We start from the raw sequence: 26,200 nt of genomic DNA on the forward strand, positions 1-26,200 counted from the left end.
TTTGCCGCCGGATCGAGGTTTCGTGGAGGAGAACGTGAAACAGGCCTATACTGGTGATGTCGTGAAGCACCGGCTTGGCTGAGTGTTTCAGGGCGATCGCAGGCCTGCGATCATTCTCGAGCGCGCCGGATGCGCGAAGACGGAGGAAAGATCAATGTATGCACAGATGGTGAAAACCGACAGCGCCCGCATCCGCTCCCTCGACGAGATGGATCCGCAAGAGCGCGCCTTTCAGGAGCGCGTCGATACCGGCCAGAAGATCGAGCCGAAGGAATGGATGCCGGAAGGCTACCGCAAGACGCTGATACGCCAGATCAGCCAGCACGCTCATTCCGAAATCGTCGGCCAGCTTCCCGAGGGCAACTGGATTACCCGCGCCCCGACGCTGGAGCGCAAGGCGATCCTGCTCGCCAAGGTGCAGGACGAAGCCGGCCACGGCCTTTATCTCTACTGCGCCGCCGAAACGCTCGGCATCAGCCGCGACGAGATGTATGAGCAGCTGCATTCCGGCAAGGCCAAATATTCCTCGATCTTCAACTATCCGACGTTGACCTGGGCCGATATCGGCGCGATCGGCTGGCTGGTCGACGGCGCGGCGATCATGAACCAGGTTCCGCTGCAGCGCTGTTCCTACGGCCCGTATTCCCGGGCCATGATCCGCATCTGCAAGGAAGAGAGCTTCCATCAGCGCCAGGGCTTCGATGTTCTGATGAAGATGGCGAAGGGCACACCGGCACAAAAGGCCATGGTACAGGATGCGCTGAACCGCTGGTGGTGGCCGTCGCTGATGATGTTCGGCCCGTCGGACGATGCCTCCGTGCATTCGGCCCAGTCGATGGCATGGAAGATCAAGCAGAATTCCAACGACGAGCTGCGGCAGAAGTTCGTCGACCAGACCGTGCCCCAGGCCGAGTATCTTGGCCTTACCGTCCCCGATCCGGACCTGAAGTGGAACGAGGAAAAAGGCGGCTACGATTTCGGCGAGCCGGACTGGGAAGAGTTCTTCAACGTGATCGCAGGCAACGGGCCCTGCAACGCGGAGCGTCTCAATGCCCGCAAGCAGGCCTGGGAGGACGGCGCATGGTTCCGCGACGGCCTGACGGCCCATGCCGCGAAGGCGGCTGACCGCCGCGCTGCCGCAACGATCGCCGCCGAGTAGGCAGGCAGGATAGTCAGGGAGTGAAAAACATGTCCAGCGAATGGCCGCTTTGGGAAGTCTTCATCCGTGGTCAGCACGGTCTCAACCATCGTCACGTCGGCAGCTTGCATGCGCCCGATGCCGAAATGGCGATCAACAATGCGCGCGATGTCTATACCCGCCGCAACGAGGGCGTCAGCATATGGGTGGTGCGTTCCTCCGATATCACCGCGAGCGCACCCTCGGAAAAAGGCCCGCTCTTCGACCCGTCCAATTCGAAGGTCTATCGCCACCCGACTTTCTTCGACATTCCGGATGAAGTGGGGCACATGTGATGGCCGCCGTTGCGTATGAGCCGGCGGTCGATCGCGCCGCCCTTTTCGAGTTCCTGCTGCGCATCGGCGACAATGCGCTGATCCTTGGACATCGTGTCTCGGAATGGTGCGGCCACTCGCCGGCGCTGGAGGAAGACATTGCTCTTGCCAACACCGCGCTCGACCTCATCGGCCAGACGCAGCTCTGGCTCGGCCTGGCGGGCGAAGTGGAAGGCAAAGGCCGCTCGGCGGATGATCTTGCCTACCGGCGCGACGGTTTCCAGTTCCGCAATATCCTGCTGGTCGAACGCCCCAACGGCGATTTCGGCAAGACGCTGATGCGCCAGTTCCTTTATGACGCCTGGCATTATCTGCTGCTGAAGGCGCTGAAGGGCTCGACCGACCGGCGCATTGCCGAGATCGCGGAAAAGGCTTTCAAGGAAGTCTCCTATCACCTCGATCGCAGCCGCGACCTGATCATCCGCCTTGGCGACGGCACGGCCGAAAGCCATCGCCGCATGCAGGAGGCGCTTGACGATCTCTGGCCGTTCACGGGCGAAATGTTCGTCTGCGATGCCGCCGATGAGGCACTGGCGCTGGTGGGCGCGATCCCGGACCCGCAGAGCCTCGAGGCCGGCTGGGACGAAATCGTCGCTGATGCGCTCGCAGAAGCGACGCTCAAGCGCCCGGCAGACGGCTACATGCACAAGGGCGGACGGCGCGGCGTTCATACGGAGCATCTCGGCTATATCCTCGCCGAGATGCAATTCCTGCAGCGCGCCTATCCGGGCGCGACCTGGTAGGAGGCTGACATGGCGCCCGCACTTCACCCTTCCGTCGCGGAGGTCTGGCACTGGTTGTCGGAGGTGCCGGACCCCGAAATCCCGGTGATTTCGCTCACCGATCTCGGCATCATCCGCGATGTCGGCTGGCAGGACGACACGTTGGTCGTGACGGTGACGCCGACCTATTCGGGCTGTCCCGCCACCTCGGTGATCAACATCGACATTGAGCGGGCGCTGGCCGAGAAAGGTCTCGACAGGGTGCGCCTCGAGCGCCGGCTGTCGCCTGCCTGGACGACCGATTGGATCAGCGCCGAGGGGCGCGAGAAGCTGCGCGCCTACGGCATCGCCCCGCCGATCGACGGCACGGCCGCCGATGGCGTGCTGATGAAACGCATCGACCGGCTTGCCGGCCGCTCCAACCTCACCATCGCCTGTCCGCGCTGCGGATCGGCAGCTACGGAAAAGATCAGTCAGTTCGGCTCGACGCCCTGCAAGGCGAGCTATCGCTGCACCGACTGTCTGGAGCCGTTCGACTACTTCAAGTGCATTTGACCCCAACAGGACGAGGCCCGCATCCATGGCACGTTTCCATCCTTTGACCGTAACCGATGTCCGTCGCGAGACGCGCGATGCGGTCGTTGTCACGCTCAAGCCGTCCGACGAAGATCGGGCCATCTTCGATTTCACGCAGGGCCAGTATCTGACCTTTCGCCGCAAGTTCGAGGATGAGGAGCTCCGCCGTTCCTATTCGATCTGCGCGGGCAAGGATGAAGGCGTTCTGAAGGTCGGCATCAAGCGCGTGGATGGCGGCTGCTTCTCGACCTGGGTCAATGAAGATCTCAGGGCCGGCGACACGCTGGAAGCCATGCCGCCGATGGGTGCCTTCTTCACGGCGCTGCAGCCGGATGTGGCAAGGCACTATCTTGGCTTTGCCGGAGGCAGTGGCATCACCCCTGTGCTCTCGATCATCAAGACGGTTCTTTCGCGCGAGCCGCGCTCCGTCTTCACGCTCGTCTATGCCAATAGACAGATCAGCTCGATCATGTTTCGCGAAGAGCTGGAAGACCTCAAGAACCTCTACCTCGGCCGCCTGTCGGTGTTGCACGTTCTCGAAAGCGAGGCACAGGAGATCGATCTTTTCACAGGCCGGATCGACGCGGAAAAATGCGCGGCTCTCTTCAAGGGCTGGATCGATCTGAAATCGGTCGACACCGCCTTCATCTGCGGTCCCGAGCCGATGATGCTGGCAATCGCTGCGGCGCTGCGCGAACACGGGATGCGCGACGACCAGATCAAGTTCGAGCTCTTCGCCTCCTCGCAGCCGGGCCGCGCCCGCCGGAAGGTGGAAAGTGCAGCAGGCGCCGACCAGGGCGCGAGTTGCGAGGCGACCGTGACGCTCGACGGCGCGACGCGCACCTTCAAGTTTCCCAAGCATGGCCAGTGCCTGCTCGATGCCGCCCTCGAAAACGCGATGGACGTGCCCTACGCCTGCAAGGCGGGCGTCTGCTCGACCTGTCGCGCCAAGGTTCTCGAAGGCGAGGTCGAGATGGAGGTCAACCATGCGCTCGAGGATTATGAGGTGCGCCAGGGCTATGTGCTGACCTGTCAGTGCTACCCGCTCACCGACCGTATCGTCGTCAGCTACGACCAATAGCGTTTTCGGCTCTCAAGCCGCACCGAAGGGAGGAATGGGATGACCGAGACGATGTCGATCGAGCAATATCTGGGTGAGGGCGGGGTGCTGTCTTCGCCCGCCAACGTGCCTCCGCGCTATCGTGGCGAGCTGCTGCGGCTGATGGCGAGTTTCGTGGACAGCGAACTGGCCGGCTCCGCAGGCTTTGCCGATGTCATCAACGATGCGCCCGGCATTCAGGAGCGCATTTCCGCCGCGCGCATCGTGCTGGAAAAGACCGATCATGCCGGCCAGGTCCTGAAGATCATGGAGACTTTCGGCGTAGATGGCGGCCGCTATGCCGTGCATCATCCCTGGGCGGCGCGGCTTTCCCGCGAAGCGGATATCGGTGCCGTCAGGCAAGGCGGCGACATGCGGCTTTCGGTCTTTCATTATCCGCTTGAAGGCTGGGCGGATGCCGTCGTCATGAACGTGCTGATGGGCGCCGCCAGCGTCGTGCAGTTGAAAGAGCTGGCGCGTGTCTCCTATCAGCCGTTGGCCGAAGTCTTCCGTACTATCCTGCCGCGCGAAAAGCGGCATGCGGAGCTCGGCGCTGCCGGTCTTGCCCGCATCGTCGCCGATGCCGAAGGTCGGGTAAAGGCGCGGACTTCGGTCGCCTATTGGTATCCCCGCGTCGCGGCAAGCTTCGGCCATGCCGGCTCGGCACGCTTCGAGACATTGGCTCGCTTCGGCCTGCGCCACCAGCCCAACGAGACCCTGCTTGCCGAATGGCGGGCCGATGCCGATGCGCAGCTGTCTGCGCTCGGATTGATTTAAGCACCCCGGAAACGCGCGTAGCGATTTTCCGTTCGGGATTGCTGAAAAAATGAAGGAAGGAAATACCGATGAACATCATGGCAAACCAGCCGCGCCGGCTTGAAAGCTATGTCGGAGGCACTTGGGTCGCCGGCGCCAAGGAAGGCGTGCCGCTGCTTGATGCATCGACCGGCGCCCCCGTCGCCTTCATCGATTCCTCGGGCATCGATTTCAAGCAGACATTGGCCCATGGCCGCGACAGGGGCGGTCCGGCGCTCAGGCGCATGTCGTTCCACGAGCGCGCTGCGATGCTGAAGGCCGTCGGCCAGGCGCTGTTCGAAATGAAGGAAGAGTTCTATGCGCTTTCGACGGCGACGGGCGCCACGCGCGCGGATAGTTGGGTCGATATCGAAGGCGGCATCGGAACCCTGCTTTCCTACGCTTCCAAGGGCCGGCGCGAACTGCCGAATGCGCGCGTATTGCTCGATGGCGATGTGGAGCAGCTCTCCAAGGATCAGAGCTTCTCCGCACAGCATATCCTGACCCCGCTCCAGGGCGTCGCCGTTCATATCAACGCCTTCAACTTCCCGTGCTGGGGCATGCTGGAAAAGGTCGCGCCGACCTTGCTTGCCGGCGTTCCGGCCATCGTCAAGCCGGCGAGCCAGACGGCCTATCTGACCGAACTCATGGTTCGCCGCATCATCGAGACCGGCCTGTTGCCGGAAGGCGCGCTGCAGCTTGTTTGCGGCTCGGTCGGTGATCTCCTGGATCATGTCGAGGGCCAGGACGTGGTGACCTTTACCGGTTCCGCCGCAACCGGCCGGCGTCTCAAGACGCACCGGGCCATCATCGAAAATTCCGTGCGCTTCACCATGGAGGCCGACAGCCTCAACGCAGCCGTCCTCGGCCTCGATGCTGGCCCCGGCACCGAGGAATTCGATCTCTTCGTCAAGGAGGTGGCGCGCGAAATGACCGTGAAGGCCGGTCAGAAATGCACCGCGATCCGCCGCGTCATCGCGCCCAGGGCCTATAGCGAAGCGTTGATTGCTGCCTTGAACGATCGCCTCGGCAAGACGGCGGTCGGAAATCCGGCCGACGAGACTGTTCGCATGGGGCCGCTCGCCAGTCTTGATCAGCGCGAGGAAGTGCGCGCGCGCATCCGCGATCTTGCGGCTGACGCCGAGATCGTCGGTGGCGATCCGGACAACCCGAGCGTCATGTCCGGCGACGCAAGCGCCGGCGCTTTCCTCAACCCGGTTCTTCTCTATTGCGACAAGCCGGGTTCGGCGCGCGCCGTTCACGATGTCGAAGCCTTCGGTCCGGTCAGCACCGTCATGCCTTATGATACGGCTGATGAGGCGGTCGATCTGGCGCGGCGCGGCAAGGGCAGCCTCGTCGCCTCCGTCTTTACCAACGATCCCCGTTTCGCCGAGGAGGTCGTGCTCGGCCTCGCGCCGTTCCACGGTCGCGTGATGATCGGCAACCGCGCCAGCGCCAAGAGTTCCACCGGACATGGCTCCCCCTTGCCTGGCCTCGTTCATGGCGGCCCCGGCCGCGCCGGCGGCGGCGAGGAACTGGGCGGCATCCGCGGCGTCAAGCACTACATGCAGCGAACCGCCGTGCAGGGCACCCCACGCCTGCTCTCGGCCGTCACCGGGCGCTGGATGGATGGCGCGGACGCTCGCACCGGCAGCGAGCATCCGTTCCGCAAATCGCTTGCCGAGCTGAAGATCGGCGATCAGCTCGTCACCGCCAAGCGCACGGTGACGCTCGACGATATCGAGCATTTCGCGAAGTTCACCGGCGACACCTTCTACGCCCACATGGACGAGGAGGCTGCCAAGGCCAATCCGTTCTTCGAAGGCCGCGTCGCGCATGGCTATCTCATCGTTTCTTTCGCCGCTGGCCTGTTCGTCGATCCGGCTCCCGGTCCGGTTCTCGCAAATTACGGCGTCGACAGCCTGCGCTTCCTGACACCGGTCAATCCGGGTGATACGCTCCAGGTGCAATTGACCTGCAAGGAGATCAATCCCCGCACCAATGCCGAGCATGGCGAGGTGCGCTGGGATTGCAAGGTAACGAACCAGCTAGGTGCCGTCGTCGCGCAATACGACGTTCTGACGATGGTGGCGAAAACGAGAGAGTGAGCGCATGACGACGATCGAGCAAGACCCGCATCGCCTGGAAATGACCGTGCTGATGACGCCGGATATGGCGAATTTCAGCGGCAAAGTGCATGGCGGCGCCCTTCTGAACCTGCTCGATCGCGTCGCCTTCTCCTGTGCGTCGCGTTATTCCAAGCAATATGCGGTGACGCTGTCGGTCGATCAGGTGCTGTTCAAGGAGTCGATCAATGTCGGCGAGCTGGTCACCTTCCGCGCCTCGATCAACGATACCGGGCGCACCTCCATGGAGGTCGGTATCCGCGTCGAGGCGGAAAACATCCGCTCCGGCCAGCGCCGCCACACCAATTCCTGTTACTTCACCATGGTCGCGGTCGATGAGGCCGGCCGCCCGGTCCGCGTGCCCGAACTGGTGCCGGTGACACCGGTCGACATCCGCCGACACAAGGCCGCCCAGCTTCGCCGGACCTTGCGCCGCGAATTTGCCGAAAGACTGGAATCGGTGGCGGCCACAGGACGCGACGTAGACAAATCGGGAGATGAGTAGATGGCGCAGATCTATGCCTATGACGGCGTGATTCCCGTCATCGACCCGGCCGCCTTCGTGCACCCTGCCGCAACCGTTATCGGCGATGTCATCGTCGGCCCGGCCTGCTATGTCGGGCCGGGCGCCGTGTTGCGGGGCGATTTCGGGCGCATCGTGCTCGAGCGCGGTTCGAACGTGCAGGAGACCTGCGTCGTGCACAGCTTTCCGAACCTCGAGGTCGTTATCGGGGAGGCGGGACATATCGGACACGGCGCGGTGCTGCATGGCTGCAAGATCGGCGCCAATGCCATGGTCGGCATGAACGCGGTCGTCATGGACGAGGCCGTCATCGGCGAAAATGCCATCGTGGCGGCCATGGCCTTCGTCAAGGCCGGTGCCGAAATCCCGGCAAACAGCCTTGCCGTCGGCTCGCCGGCGCGCGTGATCCGCGAGCTTACGCAAGACGAGATCGCATGGAAGCGCCAGGGCACCGCCATCTATCAGCGCCTGGCGCTGGAGGCGAAGGAGAAGCTGGTGGCCGTTGAGCCGCTGACCGCGCCCGAGCCGGACCGACGCCGCATTCGCGCGCCGGAATACGATCCGCTGATTCTCGAAAGGATGAAGCTTGGCGACTGACCGGCCGCGTCAACGGACGGCCTTGATTCCTTCGAGGATGAGAGTGGTCGCGATATCGGCGTATTCGTCGCGGGTGATGGGCCCATTGGGCCTGAACCACATATAGACCCAGTTCATCATGCCGAAGAGCGACATGGTGACCGGCATCAGCAACGGCTTGTTCTTGTTCAGGTCCGGGTTGAGGTCTTCGATGATGCCGGAGAAGCGCTTGACGATGCGCCTCTCGATCGTCCGCAGCTCCGACAGCTGCGCCGGCGATAGGGCATGCGTGCCGTTGAGCTGTACCTTGTGCTCGTTGTCGGCGCCTTCATAGCTTTTCAGCACGGCCTTCACGAGCAGTTGCAGCCGCTCCCGCGGCGTCACATCGGTGCGATCGGCGGCTCCGATCGCGCTTTCCAGCTCGGTCAGATGCGTTTGCACGATGTCGAAGATCAGCGCGTCCTTGCTGGGATAGTAGTGATAGAGCAGAGCTTTCGAGACATTGCTGTGCGAGGCGATCATCGACATGGATGCCTTCTCCATGCCCATCTCGGCGAATACCGCCGCCGCGCTCGCCAAGATGCCACGCTGCTTTTCCTCGAAATCAACTGCGCGCGTGCGTGCCATGTGATCCTGCTCTGCTCATTCCCCGCCGATTGTGGCCGCATTTTGCGGCCGACATTTCCTATATACAGTCAAATCCCTGTCAGGCTATCCCGTTGGATGCCCAATCACTCTTTCGGGCGGTTGTCGACCACGCGTTTTGCCTTGCCTTCGGAGCGTGCGACGCCGCCCGGCGGATGGACGGTGATCCTGGTCGTCACGCCGACCACGCTCTTGATGTGGTGGGTGAGTTCCTTGGCCGAAACGTTTCGCGCCGTTTCATCCGCCGCCTCCAGCGTGCATTCCACATGCACGGTCATGTTGTCCATGCGGCCGGAGCGTGTCAGTTCGATCTGGAAGTGCGGCGCAAGCCCGCGACATTTCAGGATCTGTTCCTCGATCTGCGTCGGGAAGACGTTGACGCCGCGCAGGATCATCATGTCGTCGGAGCGTCCGGTGACCTTCTCCATGCGGCGCATGGAGCGTGCCGTGCCGGGCAGTAGCTGCGTCAGGTCGCGCGTGCGGTAACGGATGATCGGCAGGCCTTCCTTGGTCAGCGTGGTGAAGACCAGCTCGCCGATCTCGCCGTCCGGCAGCACGGCGCCGGTAACCGGATCGATGATCTCCGGATAGAAGTGGTCTTCCCAGATGTGCAGCCCATCCTTGCTTTCGACGCATTCGCTGGCGACGCCCGGGCCCATGACTTCCGACAGGCCGTAAATATCGACGGCATGCATGTCGAACGAGTGCTCGATTTCCTCGCGCATCGCATTGGTCCAAGGTTCCGCCCCGAAGATGCCGACGGCAAGCGAGCTTTCGCGCGGGTCGAGGCCCTGGCGGCGGAACTCATCGAGGATCGAAAGCATGTAGGAGGGCGTGACCATGATGATGCGCGGCTTGAAATCCTGCATCAGCGTGACCTGCCGTTCCGTCATGCCGCCGGAGATCGGAACGACCGTGCAGCCGAGCTTCTCCGCGCCATAGTGAGCACCGAGGCCGCCGGTGAAGAGCCCATAGCCATAGGCGACATGCACCACATCGCCGGCGCGGCCGCCGGAGGCACGGATCGAACGGGCGACGACGGTCGCCCAGGTGTCGATGTCCCTGGCCGTATAGCCGACGACCGTCGGCTTGCCCGTCGTGCCGGAGGAGGCGTGGATACGGGCGAGCTTTTCGCGCGGCACGGCGAACATGCCGAAAGGATAGGTATCGCGAAGATCCTTCTTGGTGGTGAAGGGAAATTTGGCGAGATCCGATAACGTCTTCAGGTCGGAAGGATGCACGCCTGCTTCGTCGAAACGCTGCCGGTAGAAGGGGGAATTCTCGTAGGCATGGGTGAGCGACCACTTCATGCGCTCGAGCTGCAGCCCGGAAATTTCGTCGCGCGAGGCTGTCTCTATTGCCTCAAGCTCGCCGGGGCGGGGTGAAAGATCTTCCATGAACGTCTCCTCCGAGAATGCGTGGTGTGCCGGGGCTTCAATCTTGTTCCGGCAAAAGGGTGCCCTTGACTGTGCGCGAGTGGCCGCGGAATTCCGCGATCTGCTCGCCCTCCTGATTGGTGATTGCGATGTCGTAGATGCCGCCACGCCCGCGGCGCGACACCTCCCGCGCCGTCGCCTTCAGCCGGTCGCCCTTGAAAGCCGGCGCGATATAGGTCACCGAACAGTGCTGGGCGACGGCGCGCTGGTTGTAGGTATTGCAGGCGAATGCGAAGGCCGAGTCGGCCAAGGCGAAGATGTAGCCGCCATGGCAGGTGCCATGACCGTTCGTCATGGCCTCGGTGACGACCATCGACAGGGTCGCCTCGCCGGGTGCCACGGCAAGCAGTTCCATGCCAAGATGGCGGGTGGCGTTGTCGTCGTCCCACATGGATCTCGCGCAGGCTTGCGCAAGCGCCTGCGAGGAAAGGCTGTCGGCCATGCTCATTGCCCCTTGAACTCCGGCTTGCGCTTTTCGAGGAAGGCGGTGACGCCCTCGGCATAATCGGCGCTATGGCCGGCCTCGCGCTGCAGGTCGCGTTCGAGATCGAGCTGTTCGTCGAGCGAATTGGTTGCCGCCGCCTGAATAGCGCGCTTCGTCAGGCCGAGGCCCTTGGTCGGGCCGGCCGCGAGGCGAATGGCGAGGGCCTTTGCCTCGTCCATCAGCTTGTCGTCATCGATCGCGCGCCAGATCAGGCCCCAGTTGGCTGCCGTTTCCGCATCCAGAGGCTCCGCGGTCAGCGCCAGCGCCTTGGCGCGGGCCTCGCCGACAAGCCGCGGCAGGTTCCAAGTGCCGCCGGAATCCGGCACGAGGCCGATTTTCGCGAAGGCCTGGATGAAGCGTGCCGAACGGGCGGCAAGCGTGATGTCACAGGCAAAGGCGATATTGGCGCCGGCACCGGCGGCAACGCCGTTGACCGCGCAGACGACCGGCTTTTCCAGACTGCGGATGAGGCGGAGCAGCGGGTTGTAGAAGGTCTCGATCGTATGGCCGAGATCCGGCGTGCCCTTACGCGGGTCGCGGTCGCCGAGGTCCTGGCCGGCCGAGAAGCCGCGGCCGGCTCCCGTCAGCAGAACCGCCCGTACATCCGCATCCTTGTGCGCGCGTTCGAAGCCGGCGCGCAGCGCGAGATGCATTTCCTCGTTGAAGGAATTGAGCTTGTCGGGTCGATTGAGTGTGAGGCTTAGAACGCCATCGGCAAGCGCCGAAAGAATGGTGTCGGAATCGGACATGTATCCTCCCTGTCACCTTTCCCAGCGGTGACCGTGAAAAAACTCTTGCATAAACCGACCGGTCAGTCAATTATAAAAGCACCGATTGGAAGGAACAATAATGACAGCACTATTCGAGCGCCATCGCGAAACGCTGCGAGCCGCCCTGGATGCGGCCGCAAAACGCGACTATTGGTCCGCCTATTCCGAAATCCCCAGCGGCAAGATCTACGGTGAAACTGCCAGGGACGATGGTCTTGCCGCCTATGAGGCAAGGCTTGCAACGCCCTTCGAGATGGCCGGGCATCCGGTGCAGCACAGGGTCGGGGCGGAAGTCTCGCCCTATGGGCCATCGCTCGGCATCAGCTATCCTGCAGCATCCGCCGATGCGCTTGTTTCGGCGTCCCGGGCTGCTGCGCGGCAATGGGCATCTGCGTCCGTCGAGGCGCGCGTCGGCATCTGCCTTGAAATTCTCGCCCGCCTCAATGCTCATAGCTTCGAAATGGCGAATGCCGTGATGCATACGACGGGGCAGGGCTTTGCCATGGCTTTCCAGGCCGGCGGCCCGCATGCGCAGGATCGTGGCCTCGAAGCCGTCGCCTACGCCTATGCCGAGATGTCGCGCACGCCGACCGAGGCAATCTGGACGAAGCCGCAGGGCAAGAGTGAGCCGATCGTGCTGGAAAAGCACTGGCGCATCGTGCCGCGCGGGATTTCTCTCGTGATCGGTTGCAATACCTTTCCCACCTGGAACAGCTATCCGGGCTTGTTCGCCAGCCTGGCCACCGGCAATACCGTCATCGTCAAGCCGCATCCGGCAGCAATCCTGCCGCTCGCCATCACCGTCGAGATCATCAGGCAGGTGCTGGCCGAGGAAGGCTTCGATGCCAATGTCGCGCTGCTCGCCGCCGATGCGAGCGGTTCCGAGATCACCAAGGAACTCGTCCAGCATCCGGCAATCGCAATCATCGACTACACCGGCTCCGGCGGCTTCGGCGACTGGGTGCGCGCCCATGCCGGCAATGCCGATGTCTATACGGAAGAGGCCGGGGTCAATTCGATCGTCATCGGCGCGACGGATAATTTTGCCGGCATGTGCGGCAACATCGCCTTTTCCCTGTCGCTCTATAGCGGCCAGATGTGCACCGCGCCGCAGGATATTTTCGTGCCGCGCTCCGGCATCGATACGGATGAAGGCCACAAGAGCTTCGATGAGGTCGCCGCCGGCATTGCCTTGGCCGTCGATGGCCTGTTGTCCGATCCGGCGCGTGCCGCCGGCGTCTGCGGTGCAATCGCCAATCCGGCGTCGCTCGCCCGTGTGGCCGAGGCCCGGTCGCTTGGCCGCGTTGTGCGCGATTCTGCGCCAATCGAAGGCCTGGACGACGCACGCACGGCGACGCCGCTGATCCTTGCCGTCGATGCCGCCGACGAGGCTGCCTATGGCGAGGAGCGCTTCGGACCCATCGCCTTCGTCGTCGCCGTGGATGATGTCGCTGACGGCGTGAGCCGCGCGGCCCTATTGGCCGAACGAAAAGGCGCGATCACGGCGGCGCTTTACGAGACCAGCGAGGCACGCATCCTGGCCGCCGCGGACCGTTTTGCTGAGGCTGGCGTCAATCTTTCGGTCAATCTGACTGGTGGCATCTATGTGAACCAGAGCGCGGCCTTCAGCGATTTCCACGTTACTGGTGCGAACCCGGCAGGCAACGCCAGCCTGACGGATGCTGCCTTCGTCGCCAACCGGTTTCGTGTCGTCATGTGGCGCCGCCCCGCCGCGGCGTGACGGGACGCGGTTTAAGAAATTCCGAACACCCGTATTGATCGCAAACGACATCGCCTATCGAGGATTGTGAGATCATGACCGTCACCATTACGCATGAAGGCGCAATCGCCGTCGTCACCGTCGACAATCCGCCCGTCAATGCGCTTTCGCAGGCATTGCGCCAGGCGCTGGCCGAGGCGGTTTCCGCTATCGACGCGGATGCGAGCGCAAGCGCGGCCGTCCTCATCTGCGCTGGGCGCACCTTCATTGCCGGGGCCGACGTCAGCGAATTCGGCAAACCGCCGCTCCCTCCGCATCTTCCCGATGTCGTTGCCGGCATTGAGGGTGCGGGCAAGCCATGGGTGGCGGCGATCCACGGCAGCGCGCTTGGCGGTGGTCTCGAGGTGGCGCTCGGTTGCGCCTACCGGGTCGCCGCGTCGGCAAACCTCGGCCTGCCGGAGGTGAAGCTCGGCCTCATTCCCGGCGCTGGCGGCACGGTTCGCCTGCCGCGGCTGATCGGCGCCTCGGCTGCCGTCGACCTGGTGACGGGCGGCGGTTCGATCGATGCGCGAAAGGCCGCCGCACTCGGTCTCGTCGATACCGTTGTCGAGGGCGATCTTGCATCGGCTGCCATTGCCTTCGCACGGAAGATTGCTGACAAGCCCAGGCCACAGCCGATTTCGGAGCGCAATGTTCCCGCCGTCGAGGACGGTTTCTGGGAGCATGCGGAAAAAGCCGTCGCGGCCAGGGCGAAGCGGGAAATTGCCCCTCTTCGCGCGCTCGCCTGTGTTCGCAGGGCGTGCGAGGCGGATTTTGCGGCCGCAATGGCCTTCGAGCGCGAGACGTTTCTGGATCTGCGCGGCTCCGGGCAGGCTGCCGCCTTGCGGCATGTCTTCTTCGCCGAGCGGGCCGCACCTCGTCCGCCGGAGCTTGCCGGCGTCGTGCCGCGCGCTATTCGTTCTGCTGCCGTCGTCGGTGGCGGCACCATGGGGGCGGGCATTGCAGCGGCCCTGCGGGATGCCGGTCTGCCAGTCGTTCTTGTCGAGCGTGACGAAGCCGCCGTCGAGCGCGGCCTCGCCAATGTCAGCCAGATCTTCGAAGGTTCTGCAAAGCGGGGGCGCATTTCGCCTGCCGTCGCGGCGGAGCGGATGGCCGGCGTCGTCGGCACCGATGACTACGGATTGCTCGCCGATACCGATCTCGTCATCGAGGCGGTTTTCGAGGATCTCGCCGTCAAGCGAGCCGTCTTCGCCAAACTGTCGGAAGTCTGCCGTCCGGACGCGGTGCTGGCTACCAATACGTCCTATCTCGATCCGGACGAGATCGGCGAGGGTCTTGCGCAGCCCGAACGCTTCCTGGGTCTGCATTTCTTCAGTCCCGCCCATGTCATGAAGCTTTTGGAGATCGTGCCGACGGGAACGACGGCGCCGGAAGTGCTGGCGGCAGGCTTTGCACTTGCACGGCTGCTTGGAAAAATTCCCGTCCGTGCCGGCATTTGCGATGGCTTCATCGGCAACCGCATCTTGAAGATTACGCGTGCGCAGGCGGAGCGGCTGTTGCTTTCCGGGGCCACGCCCGCCGCCGTCGATGCTGCCATGCGCGTATTCGGCTTGCCGATGGGGCCATTCGAAGCGCAGGATCTCGGCGGCCTCGACATCGCCGCCTTCCAGCGCAAGGCCGCCCGCGAGCGTGGGGAGACGCCGTTTGCGCCCATAGCCGACCGGCTTTGCGCCATGGAGCGCTTCGGCCAGAAATCGAACGGCGGTTGGTATGACTATCGGCCCGGCGAGCGCACGCCACAACCGTCGGATGTCGTTGAGGCCGTCGTCGGTGAAGAAGCGGCCGGACGACCGCAGAAGACCTGGGACGAGGCATCGATCGTCGATGCCATCGTCCTGCCGATGGTGAACGAGGCGACGTTGATCCTCGACGAGGGCGTTGCCGTCCGCGCTGCCGATATCGATCTCGTCAAGATCCATGGCTATGGTTTCCCGCGCTGGCGCGGCGGCCCGATGCATTATGCGCAAGCCCGTGGCCTTGCCGACGTCGTCGCCGTGCTGGACCGGCTTGCCGCATCGGGTCTTGCCGCGCCACCTTGCGCCGCGTTGCGGCGCGCGGCGGAAGATGGCGGCTTCACGTTGCTTGACAGATGACAGCCGGCTGAACGCTGCACTCGCGCTGCGATTGTGTAATCGGCTCGGCCGAGCCTCGACCATTTTCTGAGGAAAATCGGCAAAATCGCGTCGGCGGGCAAGAACTTGGTTGTACACGTTTTGCGGGAAAATCGGCTCCGGCTCTACTCGGTGCCCCTAAATTTTAAAGGAGGTTTGTCACCGCGCAATCTGGCGGAATCGATATATTGAAGCTTGGCTCCAAGGTGCTTTCTTAAGGTTCAAAACCTGGAGAGTCCGATGCTACAGATATTGATGCGACGAGACCGAGAGACTGCGTCTTCGTATTTTAACCAGATGTTTCGCGCGCGCGCGCTCGTTTTCCGGGATCGGATGGGGTGGGACGTCACTGTCGAAGGTGGTCTGGAAATAGACCGCTTCGACGACGAGCACGATCCCATCTATCTGGCCGTGAAGGAAGAGGATGACGTGCTCACGGGCTCGCTGCGCTTGCTGCCGACAACCAGCGAGACGATGCTGTCGAGCGAGTTTCAGCATTTTTTCGATGAGGATCTCGACATTTGCAGCCCCTCGATCTGGGAATGCACGCGGTTCTGCGTGCACCCTCCGGTCGATTCCCGGCATCCGCCGTCGCAGACAGCCGCCGTCGAGCTGCTCTCTGGCCTCTGCCGCCTGAGCCTGAAATCCGGCATCGAGCATATCATGGGTGTTTACGATGCATCGATGGTCGGAGTCTACAGAAGGATCGGATGGTCCCCTGCGCCGCTTGCGCGCTCGCGGCCGGAAATCGGCAATCTCTATGTCGGTCTTTGGGAAGTGAGCGAGGAAACCGATCAGCATCTCGAGCAGCGGTTGAAGGCGATGCGCAAGGATGACCGGAGCCCTTCCCTGCAATTTGCATCCTCATCTCCCGGCAATGTCCAGTTCAGCTTTTGATGATCTCAAGCGAGATCGCTTTCGCAATAGCCTGGTTGGTGGTGCTGACATGAAGCTTGCGGCGGCTTGAGCTGAGATACAGCCGCACCGCGCTTTCGGAAATGCCGAGCCTTGTCGTGATCTGCTTTGGAAGCATGCCCTGCGCCAGCAGCTCAAGGCACTGGGTTTCCCGCTTCGAAAGCTTTCGGCCGGCGCCTTGCTCCCGCAGGCCGGATACGATCATTGATTGTTCATGCAGATAATAGGCGATCACCTGCAGGTCGCCTATTATGCTGTTTCGCAGCCGTTCCCAATCGCTGCCCCGGAGATTGGAGGTGACCGTAAACAGCGATCGTTCCCCATGCGGCCCTCGAACCACCAGCGTCAGGCCATAGCGGCCGACGTCAAACGTTTCAGCTTCCCGGAAGAACGAGGCGCTTTGCGGCGACTTCAGGTCGAGGGAAGACCAGTCGAATGGCAGGAATCCGCTGCGCCCGGCCTGAACGACGGGGTCTATCGAGAAATAATCGTGGGCAATATATGTCTCCACCCATTCCGACGGATAGGTTAGCAGGAGGAGAGGGTTCCGCTGTGAAACCGCAGCGATCTGCGTCACATGAAAAACTGCGTTGGCAAGGCCGTATAGAGAGCAGAACTTGAATAGAAATTGGCGCAGCTCATCGGCCGTGTTCGCCTGAGCGATTTCGGCTAAGCAATGAGATTGACGTGATCCGGTCAACATACATGCACCATGGAAGCTGAGATAAAAGCGGCGCTGGGGCCAAGAACGGCGCGGATGAAGGTCTTTTCCGTTCCTGAATGCTGCCCCGGACTGCGTCTGCCATACATACAACTATTCGGAAGCCGATCGTTCAAAGTCATGATCGGCTTTCTAAAATTGTCGAAAATACAGTCGCTGCCAATCATGCTTGGGTTGTGTCTGTGAATTTATGGGCGCACGTATAAGGTATCGTTCATCAGCGGATATTATCGACAGTATGCGCTATCCATCGGTAATCGCAACTATCGAGCGATCGTATAATTCATGAATCCGCAACTAAGAGCGTTATTGTGGGATCTCCCGTTGTTCTTCCGGTCCGGGAGCCGCTACGCCGAGCCGTCAGGAACGTCTTTCGGCTGCACTTTCGCCCCGAACTGGGACGTTCTGCATGTCTTAGGGGCCGCGCGTTCCGGTAGCTGCTCCGACCCACGCAAACGATTCGAGCGTCTTGCCGCCCCATAGCGCCTGCTGTCATCAGTCGCAATTCGGCCATCGTTCCGTGAGGCGCGCGCTTCCGATTGTCCGTCGATATGGGAGCCGCCCTGGTCGTTGCCTTTACAAATGACCGACGGTCAGTCATAAGTACGTCTCGTTATCGTTCTAGCTCGGGAGCAATCGGAATGCCCACCCATAGTCATGAGTACGGGAGCGCGGTGCGCGGCAGCACCTGTCCTCAACTTCACCGATAGGAGAAATCCCCGTCATGGTCCGTCACGATCTTACCCAATGGCCGCTCGTGCTGTCCGCTGCCCGCGGAGCCATGTCGCCGCAAGAGCAGCTTGCTTTCCTTTCCGACTGGACGTCGTGGCTCGACCGCGACGAACCGTTTACGACCCTGCGGGTCTTCACGGATGTCGATGCGCTCAAGCGCCCCGGAGGAAGTGCAAGAGAGGCGAAAGTCTGGCTTCAGTCCAATGCCGAGCGCATCAGGCGGCTCGTGATCGGTATGGCGACCGTCGTGCCGACTGAGGCCCTGGAGGAGGTGAGCCGGATGAATGCCGAAAAGCTGTTCGGCGTTCCCGCGCAGATGTTCGATGACGTGAACGAAGCGACGATGTGGCTTGCCTCCCTTTCCGCGATGCAAGGGACACCCCTGAACATGGGGTCGGTGCTGCGAAGCCTCGCCGGTTTGTGCAGGCTCTCATGATGGCGTTCGAAGCGCTACCGCCGGAATGCGATGAGACGCATTGGCCACTTGCTATCCTGGTCGCCGAGGCGGGATTGGATTCCAATGGTGTGAGCTCGGGCCTCGACGCGGTTGAGCGTTGGCTGGCATACGAAAAGCCTTTCGCTCTTCTGCTGATCGCAACCTGCGGATCCGTGTTCCAGGGGGATGTCGCCAGGCTCGGCTTGGCGGTGCAACGGATTGACGCTGTCCGTGGCGTTCTTCACCGGCTTCTTCTCGGCGTCGCGGTCGTCGTGCCCACGGCCATGGCCGACATCACGCGGCAAGGTCTCGCTCGCCTTCCGCTGGACATGCCGCTAGAAATCTTCGACAAAAGCCCGTGTGCTGCGGCATGGTTGTGCAAATCCATTCTCGCGCCGGCGGGTCTTGTCATCGACAGCTTGTGAACAAGGAGAAGCCGTGACCGTTACAGACCGCCAGCGTCCGCGCACCAAGCCGCCGGAAATCCGCCGCGAGGAATTGATGGACGCCGCGCAACGCCTGTTTCTGGAAAAAGGCTTTGCCGCCACCAGCGTTGCGGGAATCGTCGATGCCGCCGATGTCGCCAAGGGCACCTTCTACCTCTATTTCCAGACGAAGGATGATGTCCTTGCAGCTCTTCAGGCTCGTTTCGTCGAGCGGTTTTGCGAAAGGATAGAGACTGCGGTCAGCGTGGCGGCCTCCGACAGCTGGGCGCAACGGCTCGACGCCTGGATGGAAACCTGCGTTCTCGCCTATCTCGACGAGGTGGCGCTCCACGATCTGGTGTTCCATCAGTTCCAGCCCACGAAGCGGGATATGAAACGCGCCAATCCTGTCGTCAGCCGCCTCACATCCTTCCTTGTCGAAGGTCATGCCGCCGGAGCCTTCTCGTTCGTCGATGCCCGGCTTGCGGCCGTCATGCTGTTCAACGCCATGCACAGCGCCGTGGATGACTGTCTGGCCGACGGCCCCGAAGTCGACAGACAGAGACTGGTCGCAGCCGTTACCGATTTCTGTCGGCGATCTATAAGCGCCTAAGTCGGCGCAGCCCGAGCATATGGGCGTTCATTGCAGACCGCGCCGGGATTTCTTCAGTCTCGAAGCTGCGATCATGGGCAATTTGACAAGCAGACATTTCTTTGCGGACCGGCCCCGGAGGAGCCGGTTGGATAGTTCTGTTCCCTTATTAAAATTATAGGAAATAGCTATTGTCATATAAATGAAATAGTCATTGACTATAAATTTGCTCGCGCCGTTCACGCTAGCCCGCCTCCGATGCTGGCAGGGGTCAAGTCATTGAGCAAAGGAAAGATCATGAAAACGAAATCCATTTTTGCGCTTGCGGGCCTTCTGGCCTCTGTCGCGCTGCCGGCAATGGCAGCGGATGATGTCGTCACCATCTATAGTGCCGACGGTCTGCATGACGGCACGCCGAGCTGGTATGGCAACGAGTTCGACGCCTTCACCAAGGCGACCGGCATCAAGGTCCAATATGTCGAGGCAGGCTCGAGCGGTGTCGTCGACCGGCTGTCGAAGGAAAAGTCCAACACGCAGGCCGACCTTCTCGTCACCTTGCCTCCCTTCGTGCAGAAGGCTGCAAGCGAAGGCCTGCTCGAGGCCTACGCGCCTGCCGGCGCAGACAAGATCGAAGCGCGCGACAAGGATCCCAAGGGCTTCTACGCCGCCATGATCAACAACTATCCGAACTTCATCTACAACAGCTCGGTGCTGAAGACGCCGCCGGCCACCTATCAGGACCTGCTCGATCCGAAGTTCAAGCAGAAGATCCAGTATTCCACGCCTGGCCAGGCCGGTGACGGCACCGCCCTGATGTTGCAGGCATTCCATGCCTTCGGCGGCAAGGATGCGGGACTTGATTATCTCAAGAAGCTGCAGGCCAACAATCTCGGCCCGTCCGCCTCGACCGGCAAGCTCACCGCCCTCGTCAACAAGGGCGAGCTTTATGTCGCCAATGGCGACCTGCAGATGAACCTGGCACAGCAGGCCGACAATCCGAACATCAAGATCTTCTTCCCGACCGGCCCGGATGGCAAGAAGACCGCCTTCTCGCTGCCCTACTATATCGGCCTCGTCTCCGGCGCGCCCCATTCTGACAACGGCAAGAAACTCATCGACTTCCTGTTGAGCGAGGATGCCCAGAAGGATGTCAGCGCCGTTGCCCAGGGCCTGCCTGTACGTACCGACGTTCATCCGACGGATGAAAATTTCGCCAAGCTGCATGCCATCATGGACGGCATCGAAATCTGGTCGCCGGACTGGAACAAGGTGCTTGCCGATCTGAAGCAGGACGTCGATGCCTACGGCAAGGCGATCGCGAGCAACTGATGACGATGGCGAACATAAAGCCATCCGAGAACGGGCGGCCGACGGAAACGTCGGCCGCGTCAGCCAAGCGGATTGTCTTCGAGGATGTTTCCGTCGCTTACAATGGCCTCACCGTTCTCGACTCGCTGAACCTCACCGTCAATCCGGGTGAGATCGTCGCTCTGATCGGTCCATCCGGATCGGGCAAGACGACGGCGCTGCGGGCCGTTGCCGGCTTCGTACGCCCCTCGGGCGGCCGTATCATGATCGGTGACCGCGATGTCACCCATCTCGCGCCCTATGACCGCGACATCGGCATGGTGGTGCAGAATTACGCGCTCTTTCCGCATATGCGCGTGGAAGAGAATGTCGCCTTCGGGCTGCGCGCTCGCCGCACGCCGGAAGAGGTCATTCGCGCCCGCGTGCCGGAAGCGCTCGTCATGGTCGGCATGGCGGCCTATGCAAAGCGCTATCCGCGACAGCTTTCCGGCGGCCAGCAGCAGCGCGTCGCGATCGCCCGTGCCATCGCCATCCGGCCGCAGGTGCTGCTGCTGGACGAGCCGCTGTCGGCGCTCGACGCGCAGATCCGCCGCTCGATGGTGGACGAGCTTGCAAGGCTGCATCGCGAGCTGCCGTCCCTGACCGTGCTCTACGTAACCCACGACCAGTCCGAGGCGCTGACGCTCGCCAACCATATCGGCATCATGCGCGATGGCAAGCTCCGGGCCTTCGGCGATGCCCAGTCGCTGTTCCGCTATCCGCCGAACCGCTTCTCCGCGGAGTTTCTCGGCCGTGCCAATCTTCTCGAAGTCAAGGGCGTGGAGCCGCTCGACGAGCAGCGGGCGCAGGTGCGGTTCGGAGATCAGGTGCTGGTGGCGCGCAATCATCACCGTCTGTCTGCAGGCAGCGATTGTCTGCTTTGCGCCAGGCCGCATGATTTCCGCCTCGATGCGCCGCAGGGCGACAGCAACCGGCTGACCGGCGTCGTGCGCAGCGTTCAGTGGCAGGGCGACACCCATAATGTCACCCTCGATGTTGCCGGGCAGGAGGTTCGCATGTCGTCGGCGCCGATGAGTCTGCCGCCCGTTCCGGGCGCGGTGCTGACGCTTCACTTCAATCCGGCCGACGTTACCCTGGTGCCGGAGGATGGCCGTCATGGCTGATGTTGCTGCCGGAACGCTTGAACGGGGACTGCGCTGGGATCGCCTGTGGAGCGTACCGCCGCTGCTCATCCTGGCGATACTGTTCTTCTATCCGCTGGGTCTCATTGCCCGGCAGTCGCTCGGTGATCCCGGCACCTTGTCGCTTGCGGCATTCGCCGAGGTCTTGTCGTCTCGCGAGTTCCATGACGGGCTGCAGCACACCATCGTCATCGCGCTCGGTTCGACGGCGGGATGCCTCGTGCTCGGCTTCGTCTTTTCGCTCGTCATCGCGTTCGTGCCATTTCCCGGCGCGAAGTTCTGCGGGCGGTTGATCGACACCTTCATCGCGCTGCCGACTTTCCTGGTCACGCTCGCCTTCACCTTCATCTACGGCTCGGCGGGCCTCCTCAACGAAGGCCTAATGCGGCTGATGCAGGTCGATTTGCCGCCGGTCGACTTTCTCTATTCGCAATGGGGTGTCATCCTGGCGGAAACGACGGTCTATACGCCCTTCGTCATGCGGCCGCTGCTTGCCACGTTCTCGCAAATCGACCAGGCCCAGATCGAGGTTGCCAGCAGCCTTGGGGCCAAGCCCTGGCGCATCGTGCGGCAGGTCATTCTGCCGGCGGCCATGCCCGCCCTGATCGCCGGCGGCAGCCTCTGCCTGTTGTTGACGGTCAATGAGTTCGGCATCGTGCTCTTCATCGGCGCCAAGGGTGTCATTACGCTGCCCGTTCTCATCTATGCCAAGGCGATCCAGGAGTTCGACTATACGACGGCCTGCGTCATCGCCGTGGTCAATGTTCTGCTGTCGCTCGGTCTTTACAGTCTCTACAGGGCGGCGATCGCTCACTTGGGAGGCAATCGTGCTGATATGGTCTAAATCCGGCCGGTTTCTGGTCTGGGCGTTCGTCGTGCCGCTCTTTGCGATCGTCTATGGCCTGCCGATCGCCGTGATTGCGCTGGCCAGCATCAGCGGGCAGTGGAACGATATCCTGCCCAGCAAGCTGACATTGGTTCACTATGCCAACGCCTTCCGCAGCGATTCGTTCGACAGCCTGAAGGCAAGCATCATCACGGGAGCGCTCGCAAGCGTGGCCGCACTCGTCAGCGGCACCTGGGCGGCGCTGGCGCTGCGCAAGATGAAGCCCTTGCGCAGGCGCGTCCTCGACCTGATCTTCTTCGTTCCGAGCGCGGTTCCGTCTGTGTCCATCGGGCTGGGTCTGCTGGTCGCCTTCAGCCAGCCGCCGCTGCTCCTGAACGGAACCCGCATGATCGTGCTGATCGCGCATTTCGTGCTGATCTCCGCCTTCACCTACGGCAACGTCTCGGCCGGTCTGGCGCGGCTGCCCGTCGAATGCGAGCAGATCGCCGAAAGCCTGGGGGCCCGTCCGTTCTATCGGCTGCGACGCGTCACGCTGCCGCTGCTGATGCCTTATCTCGTCGCCGCCTTCAGTCTCAGCTTTGCGCTGTCGATGGGCGAGCTGGGTGCGACTGTCATGATCTATCCTCCGGGTTGGGTCACCCTGCCGGTCAATATCTTTGCGCTCTCCGACCGCGGCGCCATCTTCGATGCCGCAACGTTGACGATGATCCTCGGGGCCGCGACATTGATCGTGCTATGGGGGCTGTCGCGGCTTTCCAACAGGTCGGTCCTGCGCTGACGTCATGCGGCCGGCGGAGGGCATCCAGTCGAAAGCCGGTTGCCTCGTCGGGACACGCGACTTATTGAAACGGGCAGCTGTACGATTTCCGAAGGTGGGGCTGTCCAGAATGCCGTCTGTAACGCTTGCGCAAATGAAAGCCGTCGAAGCACTGGCGCGCACGGGGAAATTTTCCCGTGCGGCCGAGGACCTCGGCATCAGTCAGCCCTCGGTTTCGACGCAGATCCAGTCGTTCGAGGAACTGTGCCGTACCCGCGTCTTCATCCGCGACGGTCACAATGTCAGCGTCGCGCCGTCGGCGATCGACCTTATTGCCAAGATCCGGATCACGCTGAAATGCCTGAGCGAGGTCGATCGCGCGATCACCGATACGACATCGCTGAACACGGGCACGATCTCGATCGGCTTCAGCGCGCACCGTCTGATCATGCCGATCCTGACGGCATTCGTTCGGGAATATCCGTCCCTGCGCCTGTCGACGCGCGGCGGGCCGTCTCTTGATCTGGCCGATGCCGTGCTGCGCGGCGAACTCGACGTCGCCGCCATCTCGCAGGTCGCCCCCGACAACCGCTTTTCCTCGCTGAGGCTGCATGAATCCCGGATTGCGATCTATGGCCGCAAAGGCGATCCGATGCTTGCGAAGGGCCGGCTGGCTCTGGCCGATCTCGACGGGCGCGACATGGTGCTCTGGAACAAGGCTTCGGGCACCCGCACGCTTCTGGAGGATGCCGCCAACAAGCAGGGCGTGCGATTGAAACCGGTCCTCGAGGTCGCGACGCTCGACGTCGCCTATGCCGCTGCCGCCGCCGGGATCGGACTGGCGATCTCCATCGAAGGCGAGGTCCCCCCCGACGACCATATTGAGGTCGTGCCGCTGGTCGAGCCCGAGCTCGCCATCGGCCACTATCTCGTCACCCTGCCGGAATGCCGCGACCACGCCGCCATCCAGGCCTTCTTCGATGTCGCGAAGGACCATGCGCTCGAAGTCGGTGGTGGACTGCCTTCCGCCTGAGCTCAAATTATAGGTAAATCATATAATTTCTGATAATTTATAATTCTGTCATATCGTTTTGCTAGTCTTTACCCTACAGACTGGCGGCCGAGGTTGAAGGCCGGCCGAGGAAAGGGTGACGCGATGGCGAATGGGTATGATCTTGCGGTTGTCGGTGCAGGGATTGTCGGCATTGGCGTGGCTTTGGCCGCTGCACGTCAGGGCAAGAAAGTCGTCGTCATCGAACGCAATGCCAGGGCGGTAGGCGCTTCGATCCGCAATTTCGGCTTCGTCACCATCACCGGCCAGAAGGCGGGCGCACATTGGGAGCGGGCCATGCGGGCTCGCGATATATGGGCCGAGATCGTCGACGATGCCGGTATTGCGGTCATCCACCATGGTCTGGTGATGCCGGCTCGACGTCCGGAGGCCGCCGTCGTGGTGGATGCCTTCCTGAAGACGCCGATGGGCGAGAAATGCCGGCTGATGACGAAGGCCGAGGCCGGTGATCTCGTGCCGGGCCTGCGTCTCGACGGCGTCGAGACAATTCTCCACAGCCCGCATGAGCTGCGCGTCGAGTCCTCCGAGGCGCTGCCGAAACTCGCTGCCTGGCTCGAAGCCCGGCACAAGGTCGATTTCCGCTGGAACACGGCTGTCCGCGCCATCGACGGGACACGGATCGAGACCAGCCATGGCGCGATCGAGGCAGACGCGGTGGTCGTTTGCCCCGGCGACGATTTCTCGACGCTTTTCCCCGAGGTCATCGGCCGGCACCCGCTGACGATTTGCACGCTGCAGATGTTGCGCGTCTCGCCCGCTCGTCCGAGCCGGTTCGGCGCGGCCGTCATGTCGGATATGAGCCTTGCCCGTTACGAGGGTTTTGCCGACCTGCCGGAGGCGGACGCGCTTGGAAAGAGGCTCGATCTCGAAGAGGCCGAAAGCCGCGCCGCCGGCATTCACCTGATCGCCGTCCAGTCGGCCGATGGCTCGCTCGTCGTCGGCGACAGTCACGTCTACGGCAATGCGCAGCAGCCATTTGCAAGCGAGCGCTTCGACCGGCTGATCCTCGATGAGTTCGATCGCGTGTTCGACCTGCCGGGTCGGCATGTCGTCAATCGCTGGATCGGCACCTATGCCTCCTCGAAGGAGCGCACGGTGCTGGTCGAGCGCCCCGCCGATCATATCCGCCTGGTCATGGTGACAGGCGGAACAGGCGCATCGACCGGCTTCGCCCTGGGCGAACAGGTGGTCGACGATCTCTATGCCTCAACATCTCGGTCTTGGGAGTGAAACCAGTGAGCCAATTGAAAGCCGTTGTATTCGACTGGGCGGGGACGGTCATCGACTTCGGATCCTTCGCCCCCATGGGTGTCTTCGTCGAGGCGTTCAGCCGCTTCGGCATCGAGGTCACGATCGCCGAAGCGCGCGAGCCGATGGGTCGGCCGAAATGGGACCATGTCGATGCCATGCTGAGGCAGCCGCGCATTAGGGAGCTGTGGGCGGCGCGTCACGGCAGGGCGCCGACGGCGGCGGATGTCGATGCCATCTATGAGGTCTTCGTTCCGATGAACGAAGAGGTGGTTCACAAGTTCGCCGATCTGGTGCCCGGCACGACCGGCGTCGTGGCATCGCTGCGTCAGCGCGGAATGAAGATCGGCTCCACGACGGGTTACACCCGCTCGATCATGGAGCGCGTCCTGCCGCTTGCCAGGGAGCAGGGCTATGAGGTCGATAATCTCGTCTGCGCGGGAGACCTGCCGCATGGCCGGCCGACGCCGATGAACATGTACAAATGCTTTCTCGATCTCGATGTCTGGCCGGCGCATGCGGTGGTCAAGGTGGACGATACCGGCGTCGGCATCGACGAGGGTGTCGCGGCCGGCTGCTGGACGGTTGGCGTCGCCCTGAGCGGCAACGAGGCAGGACTGACCCCGCAGGACGTCGCCGCCATGGCCCCGGATGCGCTCGCCAAGGTCCGCGAGCGCGCAGCCGCCGCGCTGAAGGCACAGGGGGCGCATTACATCATCGATACCGTTGCCGATCTGATGCCTGTGATCGATGATATCGAACGGCGTCTCGCGGCCGGCGAACGGCCGTAATCCGGCTGATCTTTGAGCGG

27 protein-coding genes are annotated in these 26,200 nt (G+C 62.5%); 22 read left to right on the forward strand and 5 right to left on the reverse strand.

Annotated elements, in window-relative coordinates:
• Positions 1-154: 154 nt before the first annotated feature.
• From paaA to GR212_RS29600, 9 genes are all read left to right on the forward strand, one after another.
• Positions 155-1,159: a 1,2-phenylacetyl-CoA epoxidase subunit PaaA gene (paaA, locus tag GR212_RS29560; RefSeq protein WP_163992286.1), complete on the forward strand. Its 1,005-nt coding sequence runs from the start codon at positions 155-157 to the stop codon at positions 1,157-1,159.
• Between the two features lie 29 nt (positions 1,160-1,188).
• Positions 1,189-1,473, forward strand: coding sequence for a 1,2-phenylacetyl-CoA epoxidase subunit PaaB (paaB, locus tag GR212_RS29565; RefSeq protein WP_028745698.1), 285 nt, complete (start codon positions 1,189-1,191; stop codon positions 1,471-1,473).
• Entirely contained in the window at positions 1,473-2,255 is a 783-nt protein-coding gene (gene paaC / locus GR212_RS29570; RefSeq protein ID WP_163992288.1) for a 1,2-phenylacetyl-CoA epoxidase subunit PaaC, read from the forward strand. The genes paaB and paaC overlap by 1 nt, the downstream gene beginning before the upstream one ends.
• A gap of 9 nt (positions 2,256-2,264) precedes the next feature.
• Positions 2,265-2,789 carry a 1,2-phenylacetyl-CoA epoxidase subunit PaaD gene (paaD, locus tag GR212_RS29575; RefSeq protein WP_163992289.1) on the forward strand — a complete coding sequence of 175 codons (525 nt, stop codon included), beginning with the start codon at positions 2,265-2,267 and terminating at the stop codon, positions 2,787-2,789.
• 25 nt (positions 2,790-2,814) lie between these two features.
• The gene (gene paaE / locus GR212_RS29580; protein WP_163992290.1) at positions 2,815-3,891 is read left to right on the forward strand and encodes a 1,2-phenylacetyl-CoA epoxidase subunit PaaE; all 1,077 of its coding nucleotides are present in this window, start codon (positions 2,815-2,817) and stop codon (positions 3,889-3,891) included.
• A gap of 39 nt (positions 3,892-3,930) precedes the next feature.
• Entirely contained in the window at positions 3,931-4,686 is a 756-nt protein-coding gene (locus GR212_RS29585; protein ID WP_163992291.1) for a Phenylacetic acid catabolic protein, read from the forward strand.
• A 68-nt stretch (positions 4,687-4,754) separates the two neighbouring features.
• Positions 4,755-6,812, forward strand: a complete 2,058-nt coding sequence (gene paaZ / locus GR212_RS29590; protein WP_163992292.1) for a phenylacetic acid degradation bifunctional protein PaaZ — start codon at positions 4,755-4,757, stop codon at positions 6,810-6,812.
• Positions 6,813-6,816: 4 nt separating this feature from the next.
• Entirely contained in the window at positions 6,817-7,335 is a 519-nt protein-coding gene (locus tag GR212_RS29595) for an acyl-CoA thioesterase (protein WP_163992293.1), read from the forward strand.
• A complete protein-coding gene (locus GR212_RS29600) occupies positions 7,336-7,950 on the forward strand; it encodes a transferase hexapeptide repeat family protein (RefSeq protein WP_163992294.1) in 615 nt (204 codons plus the stop codon).
• 9 nt (positions 7,951-7,959) lie between these two features.
• Here the strand turns inward: GR212_RS29600 and GR212_RS29605 are convergent, their stop codons facing one another.
• The 4 genes from GR212_RS29605 to paaG all read right to left on the reverse strand — a co-directional run bounded on the left by GR212_RS29605 (position 7,960) and on the right by paaG (position 11,243).
• The gene (locus GR212_RS29605; protein WP_163992295.1) at positions 7,960-8,556 is read right to left on the reverse strand and encodes a TetR/AcrR family transcriptional regulator; all 597 of its coding nucleotides are present in this window, start codon (positions 8,554-8,556) and stop codon (positions 7,960-7,962) included.
• 104 nt (positions 8,557-8,660) lie between these two features.
• Positions 8,661-9,971, reverse strand: coding sequence for a phenylacetate--CoA ligase PaaK (gene paaK, locus GR212_RS29610; RefSeq protein ID WP_163992296.1), 1,311 nt, complete (start codon positions 9,969-9,971; stop codon positions 8,661-8,663).
• A gap of 37 nt (positions 9,972-10,008) precedes the next feature.
• A complete protein-coding gene (gene paaI, locus GR212_RS29615; protein WP_432444419.1) occupies positions 10,009-10,458 on the reverse strand; it encodes a hydroxyphenylacetyl-CoA thioesterase PaaI in 450 nt (149 codons plus the stop codon).
• The gene (gene paaG, locus GR212_RS29620) at positions 10,455-11,243 is read right to left on the reverse strand and encodes a 2-(1,2-epoxy-1,2-dihydrophenyl)acetyl-CoA isomerase PaaG (protein ID WP_163992297.1); all 789 of its coding nucleotides are present in this window, start codon (positions 11,241-11,243) and stop codon (positions 10,455-10,457) included. The genes paaI and paaG overlap by 4 nt, the downstream gene beginning before the upstream one ends.
• A gap of 100 nt (positions 11,244-11,343) precedes the next feature.
• Between paaG and paaN the strand changes: the two genes are divergently transcribed.
• The 3 genes from paaN (at position 11,344) to GR212_RS29635 (ending at position 16,052) form a co-directional block, all read left to right on the forward strand.
• Complete coding sequence (gene paaN, locus GR212_RS29625; protein ID WP_163992300.1) at positions 11,344-13,005, forward strand: phenylacetic acid degradation protein PaaN; 1,662 nt, start codon at positions 11,344-11,346, stop codon at positions 13,003-13,005.
• Positions 13,006-13,079: 74 nt separating this feature from the next.
• Positions 13,080-15,137 (forward strand): 3-hydroxyacyl-CoA dehydrogenase NAD-binding domain-containing protein, encoded by a 2,058-nt coding sequence (locus GR212_RS29630; RefSeq protein ID WP_163992302.1) that lies wholly within the window; start codon positions 13,080-13,082, stop codon positions 15,135-15,137.
• A gap of 273 nt (positions 15,138-15,410) precedes the next feature.
• Positions 15,411-16,052 carry an acyl-homoserine-lactone synthase gene (locus tag GR212_RS29635; protein WP_281411089.1) on the forward strand — a complete coding sequence of 214 codons (642 nt, stop codon included), beginning with the start codon at positions 15,411-15,413 and terminating at the stop codon, positions 16,050-16,052.
• Here GR212_RS29635 and GR212_RS29640 read toward each other — a convergent pair.
• Positions 16,042-16,884: a helix-turn-helix transcriptional regulator gene (locus GR212_RS29640; RefSeq protein ID WP_246726060.1), complete on the reverse strand. Its 843-nt coding sequence runs from the start codon at positions 16,882-16,884 to the stop codon at positions 16,042-16,044. The genes GR212_RS29635 and GR212_RS29640 overlap by 11 nt on opposite strands.
• 631 nt (positions 16,885-17,515) lie before the next feature.
• Between GR212_RS29640 and GR212_RS29645 the strand changes: the two genes are divergently transcribed.
• The 10 genes from GR212_RS29645 to phnX all read left to right on the forward strand — a co-directional run bounded on the left by GR212_RS29645 (position 17,516) and on the right by phnX (position 26,180).
• The gene (locus tag GR212_RS29645) at positions 17,516-17,959 is read left to right on the forward strand and encodes a hypothetical protein (protein WP_163992305.1); all 444 of its coding nucleotides are present in this window, start codon (positions 17,516-17,518) and stop codon (positions 17,957-17,959) included.
• The gene (locus GR212_RS29650) at positions 17,956-18,384 is read left to right on the forward strand and encodes a hypothetical protein (RefSeq protein ID WP_163992307.1); all 429 of its coding nucleotides are present in this window, start codon (positions 17,956-17,958) and stop codon (positions 18,382-18,384) included. The genes GR212_RS29645 and GR212_RS29650 overlap by 4 nt, the downstream gene beginning before the upstream one ends.
• 13 nt (positions 18,385-18,397) lie before the next feature.
• Positions 18,398-18,997, forward strand: coding sequence for a TetR/AcrR family transcriptional regulator (locus tag GR212_RS29655; protein WP_348643574.1), 600 nt, complete (start codon positions 18,398-18,400; stop codon positions 18,995-18,997).
• Positions 18,998-19,273: 276 nt separating this feature from the next.
• Positions 19,274-20,305: a 2-aminoethylphosphonate ABC transporter substrate-binding protein gene (locus GR212_RS29660; protein ID WP_163992309.1), complete on the forward strand. Its 1,032-nt coding sequence runs from the start codon at positions 19,274-19,276 to the stop codon at positions 20,303-20,305.
• On the forward strand, positions 20,305-21,447 hold the full coding sequence (locus GR212_RS29665; protein WP_163992311.1) for an ABC transporter ATP-binding protein: 1,143 nt from the start codon (positions 20,305-20,307) through the stop codon (positions 21,445-21,447). Before GR212_RS29660 ends, GR212_RS29665 begins: the two co-directional genes overlap by 1 nt.
• A complete protein-coding gene (locus GR212_RS29670; RefSeq protein ID WP_163992313.1) occupies positions 21,440-22,309 on the forward strand; it encodes a 2-aminoethylphosphonate ABC transporter permease subunit in 870 nt (289 codons plus the stop codon). The genes GR212_RS29665 and GR212_RS29670 overlap by 8 nt, the downstream gene beginning before the upstream one ends.
• A complete protein-coding gene (locus GR212_RS29675) occupies positions 22,293-23,090 on the forward strand; it encodes an ABC transporter permease subunit (protein WP_163992315.1) in 798 nt (265 codons plus the stop codon). Before GR212_RS29670 ends, GR212_RS29675 begins: the two co-directional genes overlap by 17 nt.
• 109 nt (positions 23,091-23,199) lie before the next feature.
• Positions 23,200-24,102: a LysR family transcriptional regulator gene (locus GR212_RS29680; protein WP_163992317.1), complete on the forward strand. Its 903-nt coding sequence runs from the start codon at positions 23,200-23,202 to the stop codon at positions 24,100-24,102.
• 123 nt (positions 24,103-24,225) lie between these two features.
• Complete coding sequence (locus GR212_RS29685; protein WP_163992319.1) at positions 24,226-25,371, forward strand: TIGR03364 family FAD-dependent oxidoreductase; 1,146 nt, start codon at positions 24,226-24,228, stop codon at positions 25,369-25,371.
• A gap of 5 nt (positions 25,372-25,376) precedes the next feature.
• Complete coding sequence (phnX, locus tag GR212_RS29690) at positions 25,377-26,180, forward strand: phosphonoacetaldehyde hydrolase (RefSeq protein WP_163992321.1); 804 nt, start codon at positions 25,377-25,379, stop codon at positions 26,178-26,180.
• Positions 26,181-26,200: the final 20 nt, after the last annotated feature.

The sequence above is a fragment of the Martinezella lusitana genome, assembly GCF_010668395.1.
GTDB lineage: Bacteria > Pseudomonadota > Alphaproteobacteria > Rhizobiales > Rhizobiaceae > Rhizobium > Rhizobium lusitanum_A.

What these genes read in the sequence shown, in the direction of transcription:
- paaA (WP_163992286.1), top strand. Translation starts at nt 155, where the DNA reads ATGTATGCACAGATGGTGAAAACCGACAGCGCCCGCATCCGCTCCCTC.
- paaB (WP_028745698.1), top strand. Translation starts at nt 1,189, where the DNA reads ATGTCCAGCGAATGGCCGCTTTGGGAAGTCTTCATCCGTGGTCAGCAC.
- paaC (WP_163992288.1), top strand. Translation starts at nt 1,473, where the DNA reads ATGGCCGCCGTTGCGTATGAGCCGGCGGTCGATCGCGCCGCCCTTTTC.
- paaD (WP_163992289.1), top strand. Translation starts at nt 2,265, where the DNA reads ATGGCGCCCGCACTTCACCCTTCCGTCGCGGAGGTCTGGCACTGGTTG.
- paaE (WP_163992290.1), top strand. Translation starts at nt 2,815, where the DNA reads ATGGCACGTTTCCATCCTTTGACCGTAACCGATGTCCGTCGCGAGACG.
- GR212_RS29585 (WP_163992291.1), top strand. Translation starts at nt 3,931, where the DNA reads ATGACCGAGACGATGTCGATCGAGCAATATCTGGGTGAGGGCGGGGTG.
- paaZ (WP_163992292.1), top strand. Translation starts at nt 4,755, where the DNA reads ATGAACATCATGGCAAACCAGCCGCGCCGGCTTGAAAGCTATGTCGGA.
- GR212_RS29595 (WP_163992293.1), top strand. Translation starts at nt 6,817, where the DNA reads ATGACGACGATCGAGCAAGACCCGCATCGCCTGGAAATGACCGTGCTG.
- GR212_RS29600 (WP_163992294.1), top strand. Translation starts at nt 7,336, where the DNA reads ATGGCGCAGATCTATGCCTATGACGGCGTGATTCCCGTCATCGACCCG.
- GR212_RS29605 (WP_163992295.1), bottom strand. Translation starts at nt 8,556, where the DNA reads ATGGCACGCACGCGCGCAGTTGATTTCGAGGAAAAGCAGCGTGGCATC.
- paaK (WP_163992296.1), bottom strand. Translation starts at nt 9,971, where the DNA reads ATGGAAGATCTTTCACCCCGCCCCGGCGAGCTTGAGGCAATAGAGACA.
- paaI (WP_432444419.1), bottom strand. Translation starts at nt 10,458, where the DNA reads ATGAGCATGGCCGACAGCCTTTCCTCGCAGGCGCTTGCGCAAGCCTGC.
- paaG (WP_163992297.1), bottom strand. Translation starts at nt 11,243, where the DNA reads ATGTCCGATTCCGACACCATTCTTTCGGCGCTTGCCGATGGCGTTCTA.
- paaN (WP_163992300.1), top strand. Translation starts at nt 11,344, where the DNA reads ATGACAGCACTATTCGAGCGCCATCGCGAAACGCTGCGAGCCGCCCTG.
- GR212_RS29630 (WP_163992302.1), top strand. Translation starts at nt 13,080, where the DNA reads ATGACCGTCACCATTACGCATGAAGGCGCAATCGCCGTCGTCACCGTC.
- GR212_RS29635 (WP_281411089.1), top strand. Translation starts at nt 15,411, where the DNA reads ATGCGACGAGACCGAGAGACTGCGTCTTCGTATTTTAACCAGATGTTT.
- GR212_RS29645 (WP_163992305.1), top strand. Translation starts at nt 17,516, where the DNA reads ATGGTCCGTCACGATCTTACCCAATGGCCGCTCGTGCTGTCCGCTGCC.
- GR212_RS29650 (WP_163992307.1), top strand. Translation starts at nt 17,956, where the DNA reads ATGATGGCGTTCGAAGCGCTACCGCCGGAATGCGATGAGACGCATTGG.
- GR212_RS29660 (WP_163992309.1), top strand. Translation starts at nt 19,274, where the DNA reads ATGAAAACGAAATCCATTTTTGCGCTTGCGGGCCTTCTGGCCTCTGTC.
- GR212_RS29665 (WP_163992311.1), top strand. Translation starts at nt 20,305, where the DNA reads ATGACGATGGCGAACATAAAGCCATCCGAGAACGGGCGGCCGACGGAA.
- GR212_RS29670 (WP_163992313.1), top strand. Translation starts at nt 21,440, where the DNA reads ATGGCTGATGTTGCTGCCGGAACGCTTGAACGGGGACTGCGCTGGGAT.
- GR212_RS29680 (WP_163992317.1), top strand. Translation starts at nt 23,200, where the DNA reads ATGCCGTCTGTAACGCTTGCGCAAATGAAAGCCGTCGAAGCACTGGCG.
- GR212_RS29685 (WP_163992319.1), top strand. Translation starts at nt 24,226, where the DNA reads ATGGCGAATGGGTATGATCTTGCGGTTGTCGGTGCAGGGATTGTCGGC.